Consider the following 15,918-nt stretch of genomic DNA (forward strand, 5'->3'; position numbering starts at 1 on the left):
CTGACGCAGGCCGCGGACACACACCACGGGGCCCGGACCGCCCGGTCCGGGCCCACCGACGTCGAAGTGACGGGCCGTCAGCCGCGAGGCCCGTGGCCGCCGCCCGCGCGCGGCATCGAGGACTCCCGCACCACCAACTCCGGTTGCAGCACGATCCGTTGATGCCGGTGGTCGGCCGCCGACTCACCCGTCTCCTCGATCAGCAGCTCCGCCGCGAGCCGACCCATCTGCGAGGCCGGCTGGCGCACCGACGTGAGCGGCACCGCGGCGGCCGACGCGAACTCGATGTCGTCGTAGCCGACGAGCGCCATCTCGTCCGGTACGGCCACCCCCGCCCCGTACATCGACTGGAGCACCCCGAGCGCCAGCAGGTCGTTCGCGCAGAACACCGCGCTCGGCCTGATGTGCAGCCCCAGCAGCCGGGCCCCGGAGTCACGCCCCGCCGACACGTCCAGCCGCTCCGCCTCCACCACCCGCAGCCGGTCGGCCGGCAGCCCGGCCTCCTCCAGCGCCAGCAGCGCGCCCGCCCGCCGGTCCCGGCACTGCGCGAGATGCAGCGGACCGGACACGTACGCGATGTCGGTGTGCCCCTGGGCCAGCAGATGACGCATCGCGAGCGCCCCGCCCGTGACATCGTCCACCGACACCGAACAGCCCTCGTCGCTCGACACGACCCGGTCCACGAAGACGAACGGGATGTCCTGCCGCCGGAAGCTCTCCAGATTCCGGCCCGTCTCGTCCGTGGGTGTGATCAGCACACCGCGCACCCGCTGCTCGCTGAAGAGCCCCAGATACTCGGCCTCCTCGCTGCTGCTCTGCGCGCTGTTGCAGAGCATCACACCGAGCCCGGACTGCCGGGCCACCCGCTCGGCGCCGGTGGCGACGTCCACGAAGAACGGGTTGGCCATGTCGAGCACCAGCAGCGCGATGATGCGGCTGCGGCCTGCCCGCAGATGGCGGGCGGACTCGCTCCGTACGTAGCCCAGACGCTCGATGGTGGACAGCACCCTCGCCCGCGTCTCCTCGGCCACCGAGTCCGGCCGGTTGATCACGTTCGAGACCGTGCCGACGGAGACGCCCGCCACCCGGGCGACGTCCTTGATTCCCACCGATTGCGCCATCAGACAGTGACCTCCACCAGCTCCAGACCGCTCGGAACGGACAACGCGCGCAGCTCCGGAAATGTTGTCGCCGGTGGCTGGGGCCTGTCTCCGCGCCCAGTGGTGCCCCACTGCGCTCCCACGCCACGCGTCGGTCCACTCGCCCGGTTCACGGCCGAAGTCGACACGCGATGTGGTGTTGCCGATTTCCAGCAGCGGGCCTCGGACCACTTTACCCACCGCGGTGACCGGCCTGTAGCGACCGTCCCTGGACTGGCCGAGTCACGCGGCCGTCACCGGCTCCCACACCACCGTGGGGACCTCAGAAGTCGAAGTCGCCGATGTTCTTGGCGTCGAAGACCGTCGGCGGGCCGAGGATGATCTCGCCGTCCTTGCCGACCGTGTACTCGCCCAGGTCACCGGCCTTGAACTTCTCGCCCTCGGCCCCCGTGATCTGCCCGGACGCCAGCGCCGCCGCCGCATAAGTACCGAGGTAGCCCAGCTTCTTCGGGTCCCACAGCGAGAACTGGTCGAGCGTGCCGTTCTCGATGTACTTGCGCATCTGGTTGGGCGTGCCGAGCCCGTTCAGGACGACCTTCCCCTTGTAGGAGGAGTCGCCGATGTAGCGGGCCGCCGCCGCGATGCCGACCGTCGTGGGCGAGATGATCCCCTTGAGGTTCGGGTACGCCTTGAGGAGCCCCTGGGTCTCCTGGAAGGACTTCTGGTCCTGGTCGTCCCCGTACGCCACCTTGACCAGCTTCATGTCCTTGTACTCGGGCTTCGTCAGCTCGTCCTTCATGAACTGGATCCAGGTGTTCTGGTTCGTCGCGTTCTGCGTGGCCGACAGGATCGCGATCTCGCCCTTGTTGCCCAGCTGCTTCGCGATGTTGCGGACCTGGCTGCGGCCGATCTCCTCCGAACTGGCCTGGTTGATGAAGAGCTGGCGGCAGTCCTTGGCGGTGTCGGAGTCGTACGCGACGACCTTGATGTCCTGCCTCATCGCCTGCTTGAGCGGGCCGCACACCGCGTTGGGGTCGTTCGCCGCGATGAGGATCGCGTCCTGCTTCTGCTGGATGAGGGTGTTGATGTACGACACCTGGGAGGACGCCTTCGCGTTGGAGGGTCCGACCTCCTTGCCGGTGGCGCCGATCTCCCCGGCCGCCGCGATGCCGGCGTCGTCGACGATCTTCTCGTACGGGTTGTTGATCTGCTTGGGCAGGAAGGCGATCTTCAGGCCCTTCTTGAGCGGGGCGTCCGGATTCGCCTCCGCCTTCCCCGACTTGGCGGGGGTGTCGTCCTTCACGGAGTCCTTGGTGGTGCCCGAGCAGCCGGACACGGCGAGCGTCAGGGCACAGAGCGCGGCGGATGCGGTGACGACGGCATGGCGTCGGGAGCGGGCCTGCGACAGCATGGTGAGTGCCTTTCGGGGTCGGGGTGTCGGGAGTCGGGAGGTCGTGGCGGGGGGTCAGGGCGCGGCGGAGACCGGGACGGACTCCTCGGCCGCCGTACGCCGATGGCGGCGCTCGGAGACCACGGCGATGATCCGGGGTGTCAGCACGGAGGCGACGAGCAGCAGGCCGGTGACGATCACCTGGATCTCGTTGGAGATGTCGTTGAGGGTCAGCAGATTCGTCAGCAGCCCGATCAGCAGCACACCGGCGACGGCGCCGCCCAGCGTGCCCTTCCCGCCGTCGAAGTCCACACCGCCGAGCAACACCGAGGCGATGACGACCAGTTCGAGACCGAGCCCGTTGTCGGCGCGGGCGCTGCCGTAGCGCAGGGTGTAGATGATCCCGGCGAACGAGGCGACCAGACCGGACACCACGAACAGCACCAGCTTCAGCCGCTTCACGCGGATGCCCGCGAACCACGCGGCGTCCTCCTGGGCGCCGATCGCGAACAGCGAACGGCCGAAGCCCGTGCAGTGCAGCGCGATCGCGGTCCCCACGGCGAGCACCGCGAACAGCGCGACCGGATACGGCACGAAGGTGCCGGGCATCGTCTCCGTGTACGCCGCGTACTTGGCGTACGTCTCCGGGAAGTCGGCCACCGCCTCGTCGCCGAGGATGACGGACGCCAGCCCGCGGTAGAGCGTGAGGGTGCCGATGGTGACGGCCAGCGAGGGCAGACCGACCCGGGTGACGAGCCAGCCGTTCAGCAGTCCGCCGACCGCGCCCGCCAGCAGACAGACGGGGACGATCAGTTCGAAGGCGAAGCCCGCCTGCCAGAGCGAGCCGGCGAGCGCGCTGGACAGCCCCAGCATCGAGGCGACGGAGAGATCGACCTGACCCGCGACCACCAGCAGGGTCATCGGCAGCGCGATCAGCGCGATCTCGGAGACGTCGCCGAGCGCCGCCGACAGGTTGTCCGTGTTGGCGAACCCCTCGGTGGTGCCGGTGCCCGCCAGGAAGACCGCGATCAGCAGGATGCCGACGGCCGTGTCCCAGCGCAGATACCTCGTCAGTGTCGTCATCGTGGTCATCGCCGGCTCCTCTTCCTGAGCGCGCTGGTCGTACGCACCTGCAAGACGCGGTCGGTGGTGATCGCCGCGAGCAGCAGCACGCCGGTGATGGCCTGCTGCCAGAAGGAGTCGACCTTGAGGACCACCAGCGCGCTGCCGATGGTGGTGAGCAGGAGCGCGCCGAGCGCCGCGCCCCAGACGCTGCCCGTCCCGCCCGTGATGGCGACGCCGCCGACGACGACGGCGCTGACGACCGTCAGCTCCCAGCCGTTGGCCGCGTCGGCGACGACGGTCCCGAAGCGGGCGAGCCACAGTGCGCCGGCGAAGCCCGCGATCGCGCCGGAGAACGCGTACGCGGCCAGGATCCGGCGCCGTACGGGAATGCCCGCCAGCCGCGCGGCCTCCGGGCTCGACCCGATCGCGTACAGCTCACGGCCACTGCGGTAGGTACGCAGGAAGTAGCCCGTCGCGGCGAGTACGGCGGCGGAGATCAGCGGCAGATACGGGATGCCGAGGACGCTGCCCGAGCCGAGGGAGAGCACACCGTCGGGGACGTTGACGGCGTTGATCTGCTCGCCGTGCGCCCAGGCGTGGTCGATGCCCTGGATGATGTAGAGCATGCCGAGGGTCACCACGAGCGCGGGCACCCGGCCGAAGCTGACGAGCGCGCCGCTGACGAGCCCGCAGACGGTGCCGAGACCGATGCCGAGCAGGACGACCGTGAGCGCGCTGTGGTCGGTGCCGGAGACGAAGTGGCCGCAGGCGAAAGCCGTGAGACCCACGACCGAGCCGACCGACAGGTCGATGTTGCGGGTCATCACGACGACGGACTGACCGACGGCGAGCAGCACCAGGATCGAGGAGTTGAGAAGCAGGTCCTTGACGCCCTGGTCGTCGAGGAAGCCGGGGTTGGCGAGCCAGGTGCCGAGGATCAGCAGCGCGAGCGCGCCGCCGATCGCGATCTCCCGGGCGCGGAAGACCGCGTCGACGAGCGACCGCGCCGACCGGCCTTCCTCCGCCGGGGCTTCCGGGGTGGGTTTGTCGAGCGTGGTGGTCATGGCGTCGGCTCCTTCGCCGCCGTACGTTCCGTGCGGTCCGTGTCCGGCGCGCGACCGGTGGCCGCCGCCATCACGGTCTCCTCCGTCGCCCGCTCACGCGGTATCTCGGCGGTGAGCCGCCCCTCGTGCATCACGAGGATCCGGTCGGCCATGCGCAGCACCTCGGGGAGATCGGACGAGACCATCAGGACGGCGAGTCCGTCCGCGGCCAGTGACGAGAGCAGCCGGTGAACCTCGGCCTTCGTACCGACGTCGATGCCGCGCGTCGGCTCGTCGACGATCAGTACGGCCGGGTCGGTGGCCAGCCACTTCGCGAGGACGACCTTCTGCTGATTGCCGCCGGACAGGACGGACACCGGATCGGCGAGCCTGCTGTACTTGAGCTGGAGCTTCACCGCCCAGTCGGCGGCGCGCGCGTGTTCGAGCGCCCGGCTGACCAGCCCCCGGCGGCGCACGTCGCGCAGCCCCGTCAGACCGATGTTCCGCTCGATGGACATCTCCATCACCAGACCGCGCAGCCGCCGGTCCTCGGGGACGAGCGCGAGCCCGGCGTCCATCGCCGCCGTCGGTGAACCGGCGGTCAGGACACGGCCGTCGACCTTCACCTCGCCCGCGTCCGCGCGGTCCACACCGAAGACGGCCTGCGCGACCTCGCTGCGCCCCGCCCCCACCAGCCCGGCGAGGGCCACGATCTCACCACGCCGTACCTCGAACGACACGTCCCTGAAGACGCCTTCACGGGTCAGCCTGCTCACGGACAGCACGGTCGGGCCGGGCTCCGCCTCCGACTTGGGATACAGGTCGTCCAGATCGCGGCCGACCATACGGCGCACGAGGTCGTCCTCGGTGAGCCCGTCGAGCGGTTCGGAGGCGACGTGCCGGCCGTCGCGCAGGGTCGTGACGTGCGAGCAGAGGCCGAAGATCTCCTCCAGCCGGTGCGAGATGAACAGCACCGCCGCGCCTTCCGCCCGCAACGTCCTTACGACGGAGAACAGCCGGGCGGTCTCACTGCCGGTGAGCGCGGCCGTGGGCTCGTCCATGATCAGGACCCGTGCGTCGAAGGAGAGCGCCTTGGCGATCTCGACGATCTGCTGGTCCGCGATGGACAGTCCGCGCGCGGGCCGCCGGGGGTCGAGCGCGACGCCGAGCCTGCTCATCAGGTCGGCCGTCGCGCGGTGGACGGCCCTGCGGTCGATACGGCGGGCCGAGCGCCGTGGCTGACGGCCCATGAAGATGTTCTCCGCGATGGACAGATCGGGGAAGAGCGTCGGCTCCTGGTAGATGACCGCGATCCCGGCGTCCCTCGCGTCGGCGGGGCCGTGGAAGACGACGGGTTCGCCGGAGAGCAGGATCTTCCCCTCGTCGGGGTGGTGGACTCCGGCGAGAGTCTTGATCAGGGTGGACTTGCCCGCACCGTTCTCGCCGGCCAGGGCGTGGATCTCACCGGGCCGCAGATCCAGGGAGACGTCGTGCAGGGCCCGTACGGCTCCGAAGGTTTTGGAGACTCCCCTCAGCGCCAGGACAGGGGCAAGGCCCTTGTCGGGCTTTTCCATGGCGGGCTCCTCGGCGAGGCTGGTGTGGGCGGTTGTGTCGGTGGTGGTGTCGGTGACTCACCGACTCACTCATGAAAGGATTCAACTTTTCCGGAAGCTAGACGTCCCGAGCGGCTCGAGTCAATGGGCGTGCACCGGAAACCCTCGTCTTTTCGGTGTGGAGGGGCGGTGTGCACACTGCGGACAAGTCGGGGCCTTGACAGGCAGGTTGGCCCGGCTCATCATCGCCCTTGATGAATCGATTCACGGTCTGCTTGGTTGCTGAATGGAGCGTTGAGAGATGACGAGCCGCCGATCCGACATCTCCGCCGTGAAGGCGGCCCTCAAGACGCAGGCTGTCGAGACACCGTCGTGGGCGTACGCCAACAGCGGGACCCGGTTCAAGGTCTTCGCCCGGCCGGGCGTCCCCCGTACCCCCAGGGAGAAACTGGACGACGCGGCCCGCGTACACGCCCACACCGGCGTCGCGCCCACCGTCGCGCTCCACATCCCGTGGGACAAGGTCGACGACTACGGCGCGCTGGCCGCGTACGCCCAGGAGCGCGGACTGCGGCTCGGCACCATCAACGCCAATGTCTTCCAGGACGACGACTACAAGCTCGGCAGCGTCTGCCACCCGGATGCGGCGGTGCGCCGCAAGGCGCTCGGGCATCTGATGGAGTGCGTCGACATCATGGACGCGACGGGGTCGCGCGACCTCAAGCTCTGGTTCTCCGACGGCACCAACTACCCCGGCCAGGACGACATCCGCGCCCGCCAGGACCGTCTCTCCGAGGCGCTGGACGCCGTGTACGAGCGGCTCGGCGACCACCAGCGGATGCTGGTGGAGTACAAGCTCTTCGAGCCCGCCTTCTACGCCACCGACGTCCCGGACTGGGGCACGGCCTACGCCCACTGTCTGCGCCTCGGCGAGAAGGCCCAGGTCGTGGTCGACACCGGCCACCACGCGCCCGGCACGAACATCGAGTTCATCGTCGCGATCCTGCTGCGGGAGGGGAAGCTCGGGGGCTTCGACTTCAACTCCCGCTTCTACGCGGACGACGACCTGATGGCCGGCGCCGCCGACCCGTTCCAGCTCTTCCGGATCATGTACGAGGTGATCAGGGGCGGCGGGTTCACACCGGACATCGCCTTCATGCTCGACCAGTGCCACAACATCGAGGAGAAGGTCCCCGCGGTCATCCGCTCGGTGATGAACGTCCAGGAGGCGACGGCGAAGGCACTGCTGGTGGACGCCGAGGCCCTGGCCGCCGCCCAGCGCGACGGCGACGTGCTGGCGGCGAACGCGGCCCTGATGGACGCCTACAACACGGACGTACGCCCCTTGGTGGCCGAGATCCGCACCGAACTGGGCGCGGACGCCGACCCGGTGGCGGCGTACCACGAGTCGGGCTACGGAAAGAAGATCGTCACGGAACGGGTGGGCGGGGAACAGGCGGGGTGGGGCGCGTAGGCCCTCGTCCAGGTCCTCGTCCAACCCAACCGCACCACGCCACGCGGATGATCCGGGATCCACGTGGCGGGGTGGAGGTCTCGGCCGACAACACGAACGCCACCGCGCCCGGTTGGCAACGTACCCGCACCGTCCCCGTAGCCTCGTCCCATGCCCCACCCGCGCGTGCTCATCCTCGGCGGTACCGGTGAAGCCCGTCGGCTCGCCGGCGCGCTCGCCGTCGAAGCCCCCCAGACGCACGTCACCACCTCCCTCGCCGGGCGCGTCGCCAACCCGGCCGCGCCCGCCGCCGGGGACGTCCGCGTCGGGGGATTCGGGGGGCCCGACGCCCTCGCCGCGTGGCTGGTGGAGCACCGTATCGACGTTCTCGTCGACGCCACGCACCCCTTCGCCGCCACCATCAGCGAGCACGCGGCCCGTGCGGCGGCCATCTCCGGCACCCCGCTCTTCGCCCTGCGGCGACCCGGCTGGCCCGTCGACCCGCGTGACCGCAGACACCCCGCCCGCTCGCTCGCGGACGCCGCCGCGCGGCTCCCCGTACTCGGCGGCACGCGCGTCTTCCTCACCACCGGGCGTCAGGGGCTCGCCGCATTCGCCGGGCCCGAACTGGACGGGTCGCACTTCCTCGTACGCACCGTGGAGCCGCCCGAGCCGCCCCTGCCCCGCAGCACCCGCATCCTGCTCGACCGGGGCCCTTACACCGTCGAAGGCGAGACCGCGCTCCTCCTCGAACACCGCGTCGACGTCCTCGTCACCAAGGACAGCGGCGGCCCGGCCACCGCCGCGAAACTCACCGCCGCCCGCGAACTCGGCCTGCCCGTGGTCGTCGTCGAACGGCCGCCCACACCCGAGGGCGTACCCGAAGTCCCCGACGTACGGGCGGCGCTCGCCCGGCTCGGCCTCAGTCCCGCCGCAGCAGATACGTGTCCATGATCCAGCCCTTGCGGGCGCGGGCCTCCGCCCGTAGCTCCACGATCCGGTCCGCGACCTCCGAGAGCCGTCCTGAGACGAGGATCTCGTCCGCCGTCCCGACGTACGCGCCCCAGTGGATGACCGGGTCCTGCGCCAGGTAGTGGCGGAACGACTGGTGCCCGTCCAGCATCACCACCACGTCGTCCACCCCCTCCGGCCATGCCTCCGCCAGCCGCCGGCCCGTCGTGATCTGCACCGGGCGCGCCACCCTGTTCAGCCCCGTACGGTGCTTGGCGAGCAGCGCCGAGACGCTGCTGATGCCCGGGATCACCTCGTGCTCGAAGGCGACCGTGCCGCGTTCCAGGATCTCGTCCAGGATGCCGAGCGTGGAGTCGTACAGCGCGGGGTCGCCCCACACCAGGAACGCCCCGACCTGGTCGTCACCCAGCTCGTCGGCGATCATCCGCTCGTAGATGCCGGCGCGTTTGGTGCGCCAGTCGCCGACGGCGGGGGAGTAGTCGGCGCCGCCGGCCGTGCGGTCCCGTTCCGGGTCGCGCGCCTCCACCAGCCGGTACTCCCGGCCGTCCGTGATGTGCTCCGCCAGGATGTCGTGCCGCAGCCGGATCAGGTCGGCCTTCTCCGCGCCCTTGTCGAGGAGGAAGAACACGTCCACCCGGTTCAGCGCCTTGACCGCCTGGAGGGTCAGCTGGTCAGGGTCGCCCGCGCCGATGCCGATCACATAGATCTGTCTCACCGGGCCGAGTCTGCCTCATGCCCTCGCCAGCCCTTCAGCCACCGTCGATACATCGGATGACTGCGCGGGTCTTACGTTCGCCGCAGGTCACCGCATATGCTCCGGCCATGCGTGTCGCCCTCTTCGTCACCTGCGTCAACGACGCGGTGTATCCGTCCACCGGGATCGCGACCGTGCGGCTCCTCGAACGCCTCGGGGTGGAGGTCGACTTCCCCGAGGCGCAGACCTGCTGCGGGCAGCCCCAGTACAACACCGGCTACCGCGCCGAGACCGAGCCGCTCGTACGCCGTACCGCCGCCGCCTTCGAGGGGTACGAGTATGTGGTGACCCCCTCGGGATCCTGTGCCGCCATGGTCCGGCAGCACTACCCGAAGATCGGCGACGCCTCGGCCGCGTCCCTCGCCACCCGTACCTACGAGCTCACCGAGTTCCTCGTCGACGTCCTTGGAGTGACCGACGTCGGCGCGTACTTTCCGCACACGGTGACCTACCACCCCTCCTGCCACGGCCTGCGTCTCCTCGGCCTCGGCGACAGACCGCGCCGCCTCCTGGAGGCCGTCGAAGGACTGGAGCTGCGCGAGCTGCCCGGCGCCGACGAATGCTGTGGCTTCGGCGGCACCTTCGCCGTGAAGAACTCCGATGTATCGACCGCCATGGGCCAGGACAAGGTCAGCAACGCCGTCTCCACCGGTGCCGACGTCCTGTGCGGCGCCGACAACTCCTGCCTCATGCACATCGGGGGCGTTCTGCGCCGCGAGGAAGCACCGCTGCGCGCCCTGCATCTCGCCGACATCCTGGCGAGCACCCGAGAGGAGCCCCTCGTATGAGCGGGACGTTCGTCGGTATGCCGTCCTTCCCGCGCGCGGCCAAGGAGGCCGTGCACAACAAGACTCTGCGCGGCAATCTGCGCCACGCCACCCACACCATCCGCGACAAGCGCGCCAAGGCGGTGGCCGAACTCGCCGACTGGGCCGAGCTGCGCGAGGCCGGGAAGCAGATCAAGGACCACACGCTGCGCCATCTCGACCGCTATCTCCTCCAGTTGGAGGACCGGGTCGCCGCGGCGGGCGGCACCGTCCACTGGGCGGCCGACGCCGACGAGGCCAACCGGATCGTCACCGACCTGGTCAGGGCCACCGGTGAGACCGAGGTCGTCAAGGTCAAGTCGATGGCCACCCAGGAGATCGGACTCAACGAGGCCCTGGAGGCCGAAGGCATCGCGGCGTACGAGACCGACCTCGCCGAACTCATCGTCCAACTCGGCGACGACCGGCCCTCCCACATACTCGTCCCCGCCATCCACCGCAACCGCGGCGAGATCCGGGACATCTTCCGTACCAAGATGGGCGACTGGGGCCGCGCCGCGCCCAAGGGGCTCTCCGACACTCCCGCGGACCTCGCCGAGGCCGCACGGCTCCATCTCCGCGAGAAGTTCCTGCGCGCGAAGGTCGGCATCTCCGGCGCCAACTTCATGGTCGCCGAGACCGGCACGCTCGTCGTCTTCGAGTCCGAGGGCAACGGCCGGATGTGCCTGACGCTGCCCGAGACCCTGATTTCCGTCGTGGGCATCGAGAAGGTGGTGCCGACCTGGCGGGATCTGGAGGTCTTTCTCCAGACGCTGCCGCGCTCCTCGACCGCCGAGCGGATGAATCCGTACACGTCGACCTGGACGGGGACCGCCGACGGCGACGGGCCGCGGACCTTCCACCTCGTCCTCCTCGACAACGGACGCACCGACACCCTCGCCGACGAGGTCGGCCGCCAGGCGCTGCGCTGCATCCGCTGCTCGGCCTGTCTCAACGTCTGCCCGGTGTACGAGCGGGCCGGCGGGCACGCCTACGGCTCCGTCTACCCGGGGCCGATCGGGGCGATCCTCAGCCCCCAACTCCGGGGCATCCAGAGCGAGATCGACGCCTCACTGCCGTACGCCTCGTCGCTGTGCGGCGCCTGCTACGAGGTGTGCCCGGTCGCGATCGACATCCCGGAGGTACTGGTACACCTGCGGGAACGGGTCGCCGATCAGGGCGGCAAGGGGCACCGGCTCGAAAAGGCCGCGATGAAGGCCGCGGGATGGGTCCTCGACCATCCTGGTGTGCTGGGGGCGGGGGAGCGGGTCGCGTCGAAGACGCGCAAGCTGCACCCGTCGAAGCTGCCGGGCGCCGGCGCGTGGACGCGGAGCAGGGAACTGCCGGAGATGCCGGCGGAGCCGTTCCGGGACTGGTGGAAGAAGAACCGCGGAGAGTCGGGCACGACACCGAACACGGAGGGGAAGAAGCCCTGATGAGCACCAGCCCCGCAGCGGGCCCCGGGCCCGGCCCCGACTCGGCCTCGGGGGCGGCCCCCGGCTCGGCCTCCGGCTCCGGCTCCGGCTCGCGCGAGCGCATCCTCGCCAAGGTCCGCGCGGCCGTCGCCGACGCGCCCGACGCCCCGGAAGTCACCCGCGGCTATCTCGACACACACACCCCCGACGCCGGGATGGTCGACCTGCTGGCCGAGAACCTCGCCGACTACCGCGCCGTCGTCCACCGCACCGACTCCGCCGGGCTCACCGAACTGCTGATGCGCCTGCTCGCCGAGCACGGTTCCCGTACGGTCCTCGTGCCGCCGGGCCTGCCCCCGTCGTGGCTCGCCGCCGCCGATCCGACCCGGATCCATGACCGGGAGGCGTCGACCGCGGCGGAGTTGGACGAGGTCGACAGCGTCGTCACCGGCTGCGCCGTGGCCATCGCGGAGACCGGCACGATCGTCCTGGACGGCAGCCCCGACCAGGGCCGGCGCCGAATCTCGCTCATCCCGGACCACCACATCTGTGTCGTACGGGCGCCGGAACAGGTCGTCGCGTCCGTACCGCGGGCGCTGCCGCGACTCGACCCGACCCGACCGCTGACCTGGATCTCGGGGCCGTCGGCGACGAGCGACATCGAGCTGGACCGGGTCGAGGGCGTCCACGGCCCGCGCACCCTTGAGGTGGTCCTGGTCGAGGACTGACCAGGACGCCGAGCCCCGCCGCTCCCTACGCGTCCGGCACCCAACTGCCGTGGAATCCCAGCGGCACCCGGCCCGGCAGATGGATCCGCGCGACCGGCCGGCCGGTGAAGTCCTGCGCCGACAGGATGACGAGGTCGGACGCGCCGCGTTCCGGGTTGTGGACGTACGCCAGCGTGTAGCCGTCGTCCTCCGCCGCCGACGTGGACTCCGGGCGGGACGGCACGAAGACGGCCTCGGACGTCGCCGCGTCCTTCGGGAACCGATGCACCTGCGTGGTGCCGCGCAACATGTCGTGCTTGATGAGGGTGTTGCTGAAGGACCCGTCCGGCGGCACCCCGTCGACGGTGCCGTAGGCCCGCCACATCTCCGCGGCCGACGCCGAGTAGGCGTACCGGTGGCGGTGCGCGACCATGGCCTCGTTGACGCGCGGGAACTCCTGCGGCCGGTCGTCGAGCCGCTGGTGGCGCACCTTCCCGTGGGCCAGGTCGATGGTCCAGCGGTCGAGGGCCGGCGTCCCGTCCGCCGAAGGTCCTCCGTTGTCACGGCCCTCCACATGCATGGGGGCGGGCATGGACGTGAAGTCGACGACGATTCCGGGGCCCTGGTCGTGTGTGCGAGTAGTAGAGCGGATCGACCTCGAACCAGCGCACCGGCCCGCCGGAGCGGCGCATCACGCCGACGCGCATCGGATGCCGCTTGTTCCACTTGTACGGCACGGTGGCGCCGGCCTCGGCCCCCGCCATGTCGAACGTGATCGGCACGTCCACAATGACGACATGACGCTCCGTCAGGGCGAAGTCGTGCATCATCGGCGCGACCGGGATCTTCGTCACGCGCACCACCCTGCCGGTGTGGTCGATCACCAGATGCCGTACGTGGTCCCAGGTCGGGTAGTACGAGATGGCGTGCAACTCATCAGCCCTGGCGTCGTACTTGGTGTGCGCCGTGAACGCGCCTACGAGGGTGGAGCGGAAGTCGTACGGGCGCACCGTGTTGAGGTCGCCGTCGAGCTCGTACGGCAGCGGCCCGCTCTCCTGAAGGGCCAGGATGCGGCCCTTGTACGGGATGACGTGGGTGTTGGCCGGGAAGTCGTCGGGCGGCACCTCGCCCGGGTACGGCTCGCCCAGCTTCTCGGCGACGGAGGCGGAGCGGACCCAGCGGTTGCGGTACCACTCGGCGCGGCCGTTCCGCAGCCGGACGCCGTGCACCATGCCGTCGCCCTGCATCCAGTGGTGCGCCCGCGGATCCTCCAGACCGAGCACGTTCGGGCCGACCCGCAGATAGCGGCCGTTCAACTCGCGGGGTTCCGCCCCGTCACCGGCAGTCCGAAGGCCGTCAGTTCCTCCGTGACCGGCGCGAACGGGCCCTTGAGGAACGGGTACGAGACGCCGGCCCGCTCACGCGCCGTCGTCCCGGTGAGCCCACGGGCGGCGGCCTGGGCGACACCGACCTGACCGCCCGCGCCGTACGCCCCCACCACACTGCCCGCGGCTGCGACCGCCGCGCCCCGCAACACCCTGCGCCGTGTGTGACCACTCATCGCGCACTCTCTCCCCGCTGTCGAAGCCCCGAGGGGCGTATCCGATCGATAGGGAAGATCTTGCTGCGGACGGGCGCGCGGGTCAGGAGGGCTGAGGCCCGAACACAAGTGTAGCTGCCCCCTCTGTCCGGGAGTGTCGCCCGATCCCCGGCGGCTGCCGTCAGGGCCGGGCCGACCCAGTCAGACACGGGGCTTCGGCGGCGGGGTCCACCGGCCCGTCCCCGACACGTTCCGCCAGCTCACGCGCCCAGGCGGTCATCCCGGGGACATCGATCCCGTACGGCGCCCCGTACCCGGAGATCCGCTCCGCACCCCGCAGCAGCAACCGCGCCCCACCCGTCGGATTGCCCCGGGCGGCATGCGTCAGCCCCACCGCGAGCTGCGCCATCCCGCGCCACAGCGCCTCCTCCTCGTCGGGCCCGGACTTCCACGCGTCCTCGAACACCTCGTGCGCGTGGAACGGCATCCCGGCGTCCAGCAGCCGCTGCGCCTCCCGCACGGTCTCGCCGGGCGCCCGCACGACCCCCTCGGGCCCCCGCTCGACCCCGGGCGCTCCGTAAGGCAACGGCCGCCCCAGCCCATCCCGCGGCCGCGCGCTCCGCGCCCGCCCTTCGACGTCCCGATCCCGCCGCTTCTCCGTCATGCCCCGATTGTCTCCCGTCTCTGCCACCCCAGGGACGGGCGGCCGTCGGCCGACCGTGGGGTAATGTTCTCCATTGTGGCCGCAAGGGAACTCTTCCGGGCGGCGACGGGAACAGCGGGACGTGGCGCAGCTTGGTAGCGCACTTGACTGGGGGTCAAGGGGTCGCAGGTTCAAATCCTGTCGTCCCGACTCGTGAGAGTCGCGGTTCAGGGCCGGTTTCGGAGAGATCCGAAACCGGCCCTTGATCTTTTTTGGGGACCGGGTGGGGACCGGGGCCGGGCGACGGTGCGCAGGACCGCGTGGGACAGGGCTCTGTGGGAGACGTCGCGTTCGCCGACGCGGATGTTCCTGGTGATGCCGAGGTCTCCGCCGGTTTTCCAGCCTGCCTGCCGGCGTCCGCCCAGGCGGCGGGTGCGGCGGTGGCCGGTAGCGGCGAATGCGAGGGAACGGGCGGTCGAGGGCGGTTCCGACAGCGTCAGTGATCGTGGCGGTCATCGCTCGTGGCCATCCCCACCAGGGACCTCGGCCGTGCGGAAAGCGGCGATGTGCCCTGCTCGAACCGCACGGGGACATCGGTTGACGCGGCGCTTGCGAGCAGCAGGGGCCGACTTCCCGCCGACGGTCGCTCTCGGGGCCGGGGTTCAGCGCGCGGCTTGCCGGGGGATACGTGTGTCGGCCCACCGTGAGAGGTCTGGTTCGGCGAGCGAGGTGACCCACAGGTCGACCATTGTGGTGGTCGGCTCTCCGGGCCAGGGGCCTACCCCGAGCACCCGCATGCCGGCCCGCGACGCGGCTTCGACACCGCACAGGGAGTCCTCCACGGCGAGTGTGTCGGCCGGGTCCGTCCCGCAGTGGCGTGCGGCGGCCAGGTAGACGTCGGGCTGCGGTTTGGGCCGGATCCCGGCGTCGGGGACCACGATGTGGTCGAAGTAGTCTCGCAGGCCCGCCGTGTCCAGGCAGGACTCGACGACCTCGCGCGGGCAGTTGCTCGCCACGGCCAGCGGGGCGAACGTGGCGGCGGACGCCACCAGTTCACGGGCTCCGGGCATGGTCACGGGGTTCTCGGCGACCAGGTCGCGGAAGATCCGGAGCAGGCTGCCGGTCATCTCCCTGACGAGGCCGGGCCGTCCGGCCTCCTCGGCCATGAGCCGGCCGCACTGGGTGTAGTGAAGTCCCTTGGCCCGGTCCGCGAAGCCCGGGGCCGGGGTGAGGCCGAATTCGCCGAGCGCGTGTTCTCGCGCGTCCTGCCAGTGTCTTTCGGTGTCCATGAGGGTGCCGTCGCAGTCGAACACGATGGCCGAAGGGGTCCAGGAGAGGACTCGTTCAGAGGTCATGCGAGTTGTTCCGTTCCGCAGTGCCCGCGGAGGGCAGCACGCCAAGCGATGTGCCGTCAGGCACGGTTGGCGCGTAGGCCGCCGGATCCGGGGGCGGATCGGTTCTCGGTGGGCGGACATGA

At 70.5% G+C, this 15,918-nt stretch carries 16 protein-coding genes and 1 tRNA gene; 6 read left to right on the plus strand and 11 right to left on the minus strand.

Annotated features, from left to right (window positions below):
- Positions 1–77: 77 nt before the first annotated feature.
- From IEY79_RS17245 to IEY79_RS17265, 5 genes are all read right to left on the minus strand, one after another.
- The gene (locus tag IEY79_RS17245; protein WP_189108384.1) at positions 78–1,121 is read right to left on the minus strand and encodes a LacI family DNA-binding transcriptional regulator; all 1,044 of its coding nucleotides are present in this window, start codon (positions 1,119–1,121) and stop codon (positions 78–80) included.
- Positions 1,122–1,422: 301 nt separating this feature from the next.
- Positions 1,423–2,511 (minus strand): rhamnose ABC transporter substrate-binding protein, encoded by a 1,089-nt coding sequence (gene rhaS, locus IEY79_RS17250; RefSeq protein WP_189108385.1) that lies wholly within the window; start codon positions 2,509–2,511, stop codon positions 1,423–1,425.
- Positions 2,512–2,565: 54 nt separating this feature from the next.
- Positions 2,566–3,573, minus strand: a complete 1,008-nt coding sequence (locus IEY79_RS17255) for an ABC transporter permease (protein ID WP_189108539.1) — start codon at positions 3,571–3,573, stop codon at positions 2,566–2,568.
- Between the two features lie 5 nt (positions 3,574–3,578).
- Positions 3,579–4,619 carry an ABC transporter permease gene (locus IEY79_RS17260; RefSeq protein ID WP_189108386.1) on the minus strand — a complete coding sequence of 347 codons (1,041 nt, stop codon included), beginning with the start codon at positions 4,617–4,619 and terminating at the stop codon, positions 3,579–3,581.
- Positions 4,616–6,172, minus strand: coding sequence for a sugar ABC transporter ATP-binding protein (locus IEY79_RS17265; RefSeq protein ID WP_189108387.1), 1,557 nt, complete (start codon positions 6,170–6,172; stop codon positions 4,616–4,618). Before IEY79_RS17265 ends, IEY79_RS17260 begins: the two co-directional genes overlap by 4 nt.
- Positions 6,173–6,452: 280 nt before the next feature.
- Here IEY79_RS17265 and rhaI point away from each other — a divergent pair, with 280 nt between their 5' ends.
- Together rhaI and IEY79_RS17275 are read left to right on the plus strand one after the other, a co-directional pair.
- A complete protein-coding gene (gene rhaI, locus IEY79_RS17270) occupies positions 6,453–7,625 on the plus strand; it encodes an L-rhamnose isomerase (protein WP_189108388.1) in 1,173 nt (390 codons plus the stop codon).
- 150 nt (positions 7,626–7,775) lie between these two features.
- Entirely contained in the window at positions 7,776–8,558 is a 783-nt protein-coding gene (locus IEY79_RS17275; protein ID WP_189108389.1) for a cobalt-precorrin-6A reductase, read from the plus strand.
- Here IEY79_RS17275 and cobF read toward each other — a convergent pair.
- The gene (cobF, locus tag IEY79_RS17280) at positions 8,527–9,291 is read right to left on the minus strand and encodes a precorrin-6A synthase (deacetylating) (RefSeq protein WP_189108390.1); all 765 of its coding nucleotides are present in this window, start codon (positions 9,289–9,291) and stop codon (positions 8,527–8,529) included. The two genes, IEY79_RS17275 and cobF, sit on opposite strands and share 32 nt — an antisense overlap.
- Before the next feature lie 107 nt (positions 9,292–9,398).
- On the opposite strand from cobF, the gene IEY79_RS17285 reads away from it, so the two are divergent.
- The 3 genes from IEY79_RS17285 to IEY79_RS17295 are packed head-to-tail and all read left to right on the plus strand — an operon-like array spanning position 9,399 to position 12,279.
- Positions 9,399–10,118 carry a (Fe-S)-binding protein gene (locus tag IEY79_RS17285; RefSeq protein ID WP_189108391.1) on the plus strand — a complete coding sequence of 240 codons (720 nt, stop codon included), beginning with the start codon at positions 9,399–9,401 and terminating at the stop codon, positions 10,116–10,118.
- On the plus strand, positions 10,115–11,572 hold the full coding sequence (locus tag IEY79_RS17290; RefSeq protein WP_189108392.1) for a LutB/LldF family L-lactate oxidation iron-sulfur protein: 1,458 nt from the start codon (positions 10,115–10,117) through the stop codon (positions 11,570–11,572). Before IEY79_RS17285 ends, IEY79_RS17290 begins: the two co-directional genes overlap by 4 nt.
- Positions 11,572–12,279, plus strand: a complete 708-nt coding sequence (locus IEY79_RS17295; RefSeq protein WP_189108393.1) for a LutC/YkgG family protein — start codon at positions 11,572–11,574, stop codon at positions 12,277–12,279. Before IEY79_RS17290 ends, IEY79_RS17295 begins: the two co-directional genes overlap by 1 nt.
- Before the next feature lie 25 nt (positions 12,280–12,304).
- Here the strand turns inward: IEY79_RS17295 and IEY79_RS38385 are convergent, their stop codons facing one another.
- From IEY79_RS38385 to IEY79_RS17305, 4 genes are all read right to left on the minus strand, one after another.
- Positions 12,305–12,850, minus strand: coding sequence for a carotenoid oxygenase family protein (locus tag IEY79_RS38385; RefSeq protein WP_373292562.1), 546 nt, complete (start codon positions 12,848–12,850; stop codon positions 12,305–12,307).
- The gene (locus IEY79_RS38390; protein ID WP_373292564.1) at positions 12,819–13,574 is read right to left on the minus strand and encodes a carotenoid oxygenase family protein; all 756 of its coding nucleotides are present in this window, start codon (positions 13,572–13,574) and stop codon (positions 12,819–12,821) included. The genes IEY79_RS38385 and IEY79_RS38390 overlap by 32 nt, the downstream gene beginning before the upstream one ends.
- Positions 13,571–13,819 carry a hypothetical protein gene (locus tag IEY79_RS38395; RefSeq protein ID WP_373292565.1) on the minus strand — a complete coding sequence of 83 codons (249 nt, stop codon included), beginning with the start codon at positions 13,817–13,819 and terminating at the stop codon, positions 13,571–13,573. Before IEY79_RS38395 ends, IEY79_RS38390 begins: the two co-directional genes overlap by 4 nt.
- Positions 13,820–13,979: 160 nt before the next feature.
- The gene (locus IEY79_RS17305) at positions 13,980–14,462 is read right to left on the minus strand and encodes a DUF309 domain-containing protein (RefSeq protein WP_189108394.1); all 483 of its coding nucleotides are present in this window, start codon (positions 14,460–14,462) and stop codon (positions 13,980–13,982) included.
- 115 nt (positions 14,463–14,577) lie between these two features.
- Here IEY79_RS17305 and IEY79_RS17310 point away from each other — a divergent pair.
- Positions 14,578–14,651: transfer RNA gene (locus tag IEY79_RS17310), tRNA-Pro, on the plus strand.
- 452 nt (positions 14,652–15,103) lie between these two features.
- Here IEY79_RS17310 and IEY79_RS17315 read toward each other — a convergent pair.
- Complete coding sequence (locus tag IEY79_RS17315) at positions 15,104–15,796, minus strand: HAD family hydrolase (RefSeq protein ID WP_189108395.1); 693 nt, start codon at positions 15,794–15,796, stop codon at positions 15,104–15,106.
- Positions 15,797–15,918: the final 122 nt, after the last annotated feature.

Source organism: Streptomyces camponoticapitis, assembly GCF_014646115.1.
GTDB classification, from domain to species: domain Bacteria; phylum Actinomycetota; class Actinomycetes; order Streptomycetales; family Streptomycetaceae; genus Streptomyces; species Streptomyces camponoticapitis.

What these genes read in the sequence shown, in the direction of transcription:
- IEY79_RS17245 (WP_189108384.1), bottom strand. Translation starts at nt 1,121, where the DNA reads ATGGCGCAATCGGTGGGAATCAAGGACGTCGCCCGGGTGGCGGGCGTC.
- rhaS (WP_189108385.1), bottom strand. Translation starts at nt 2,511, where the DNA reads ATGCTGTCGCAGGCCCGCTCCCGACGCCATGCCGTCGTCACCGCATCC.
- IEY79_RS17255 (WP_189108539.1), bottom strand. Translation starts at nt 3,573, where the DNA reads ATGACGACACTGACGAGGTATCTGCGCTGGGACACGGCCGTCGGCATC.
- IEY79_RS17260 (WP_189108386.1), bottom strand. Translation starts at nt 4,619, where the DNA reads ATGACCACCACGCTCGACAAACCCACCCCGGAAGCCCCGGCGGAGGAA.
- IEY79_RS17265 (WP_189108387.1), bottom strand. Translation starts at nt 6,172, where the DNA reads ATGGAAAAGCCCGACAAGGGCCTTGCCCCTGTCCTGGCGCTGAGGGGA.
- rhaI (WP_189108388.1), top strand. Translation starts at nt 6,453, where the DNA reads ATGACGAGCCGCCGATCCGACATCTCCGCCGTGAAGGCGGCCCTCAAG.
- IEY79_RS17275 (WP_189108389.1), top strand. Translation starts at nt 7,776, where the DNA reads ATGCCCCACCCGCGCGTGCTCATCCTCGGCGGTACCGGTGAAGCCCGT.
- IEY79_RS17285 (WP_189108391.1), top strand. Translation starts at nt 9,399, where the DNA reads ATGCGTGTCGCCCTCTTCGTCACCTGCGTCAACGACGCGGTGTATCCG.
- IEY79_RS17290 (WP_189108392.1), top strand. Translation starts at nt 10,115, where the DNA reads ATGAGCGGGACGTTCGTCGGTATGCCGTCCTTCCCGCGCGCGGCCAAG.
- IEY79_RS17295 (WP_189108393.1), top strand. Translation starts at nt 11,572, where the DNA reads ATGAGCACCAGCCCCGCAGCGGGCCCCGGGCCCGGCCCCGACTCGGCC.
- IEY79_RS38385 (WP_373292562.1), bottom strand. Translation starts at nt 12,850, where the DNA reads ATGCCCGCCCCCATGCATGTGGAGGGCCGTGACAACGGAGGACCTTCG.
- IEY79_RS38395 (WP_373292565.1), bottom strand. Translation starts at nt 13,819, where the DNA reads ATGAGTGGTCACACACGGCGCAGGGTGTTGCGGGGCGCGGCGGTCGCA.
- IEY79_RS17305 (WP_189108394.1), bottom strand. Translation starts at nt 14,462, where the DNA reads ATGACGGAGAAGCGGCGGGATCGGGACGTCGAAGGGCGGGCGCGGAGC.
- IEY79_RS17315 (WP_189108395.1), bottom strand. Translation starts at nt 15,796, where the DNA reads ATGACCTCTGAACGAGTCCTCTCCTGGACCCCTTCGGCCATCGTGTTC.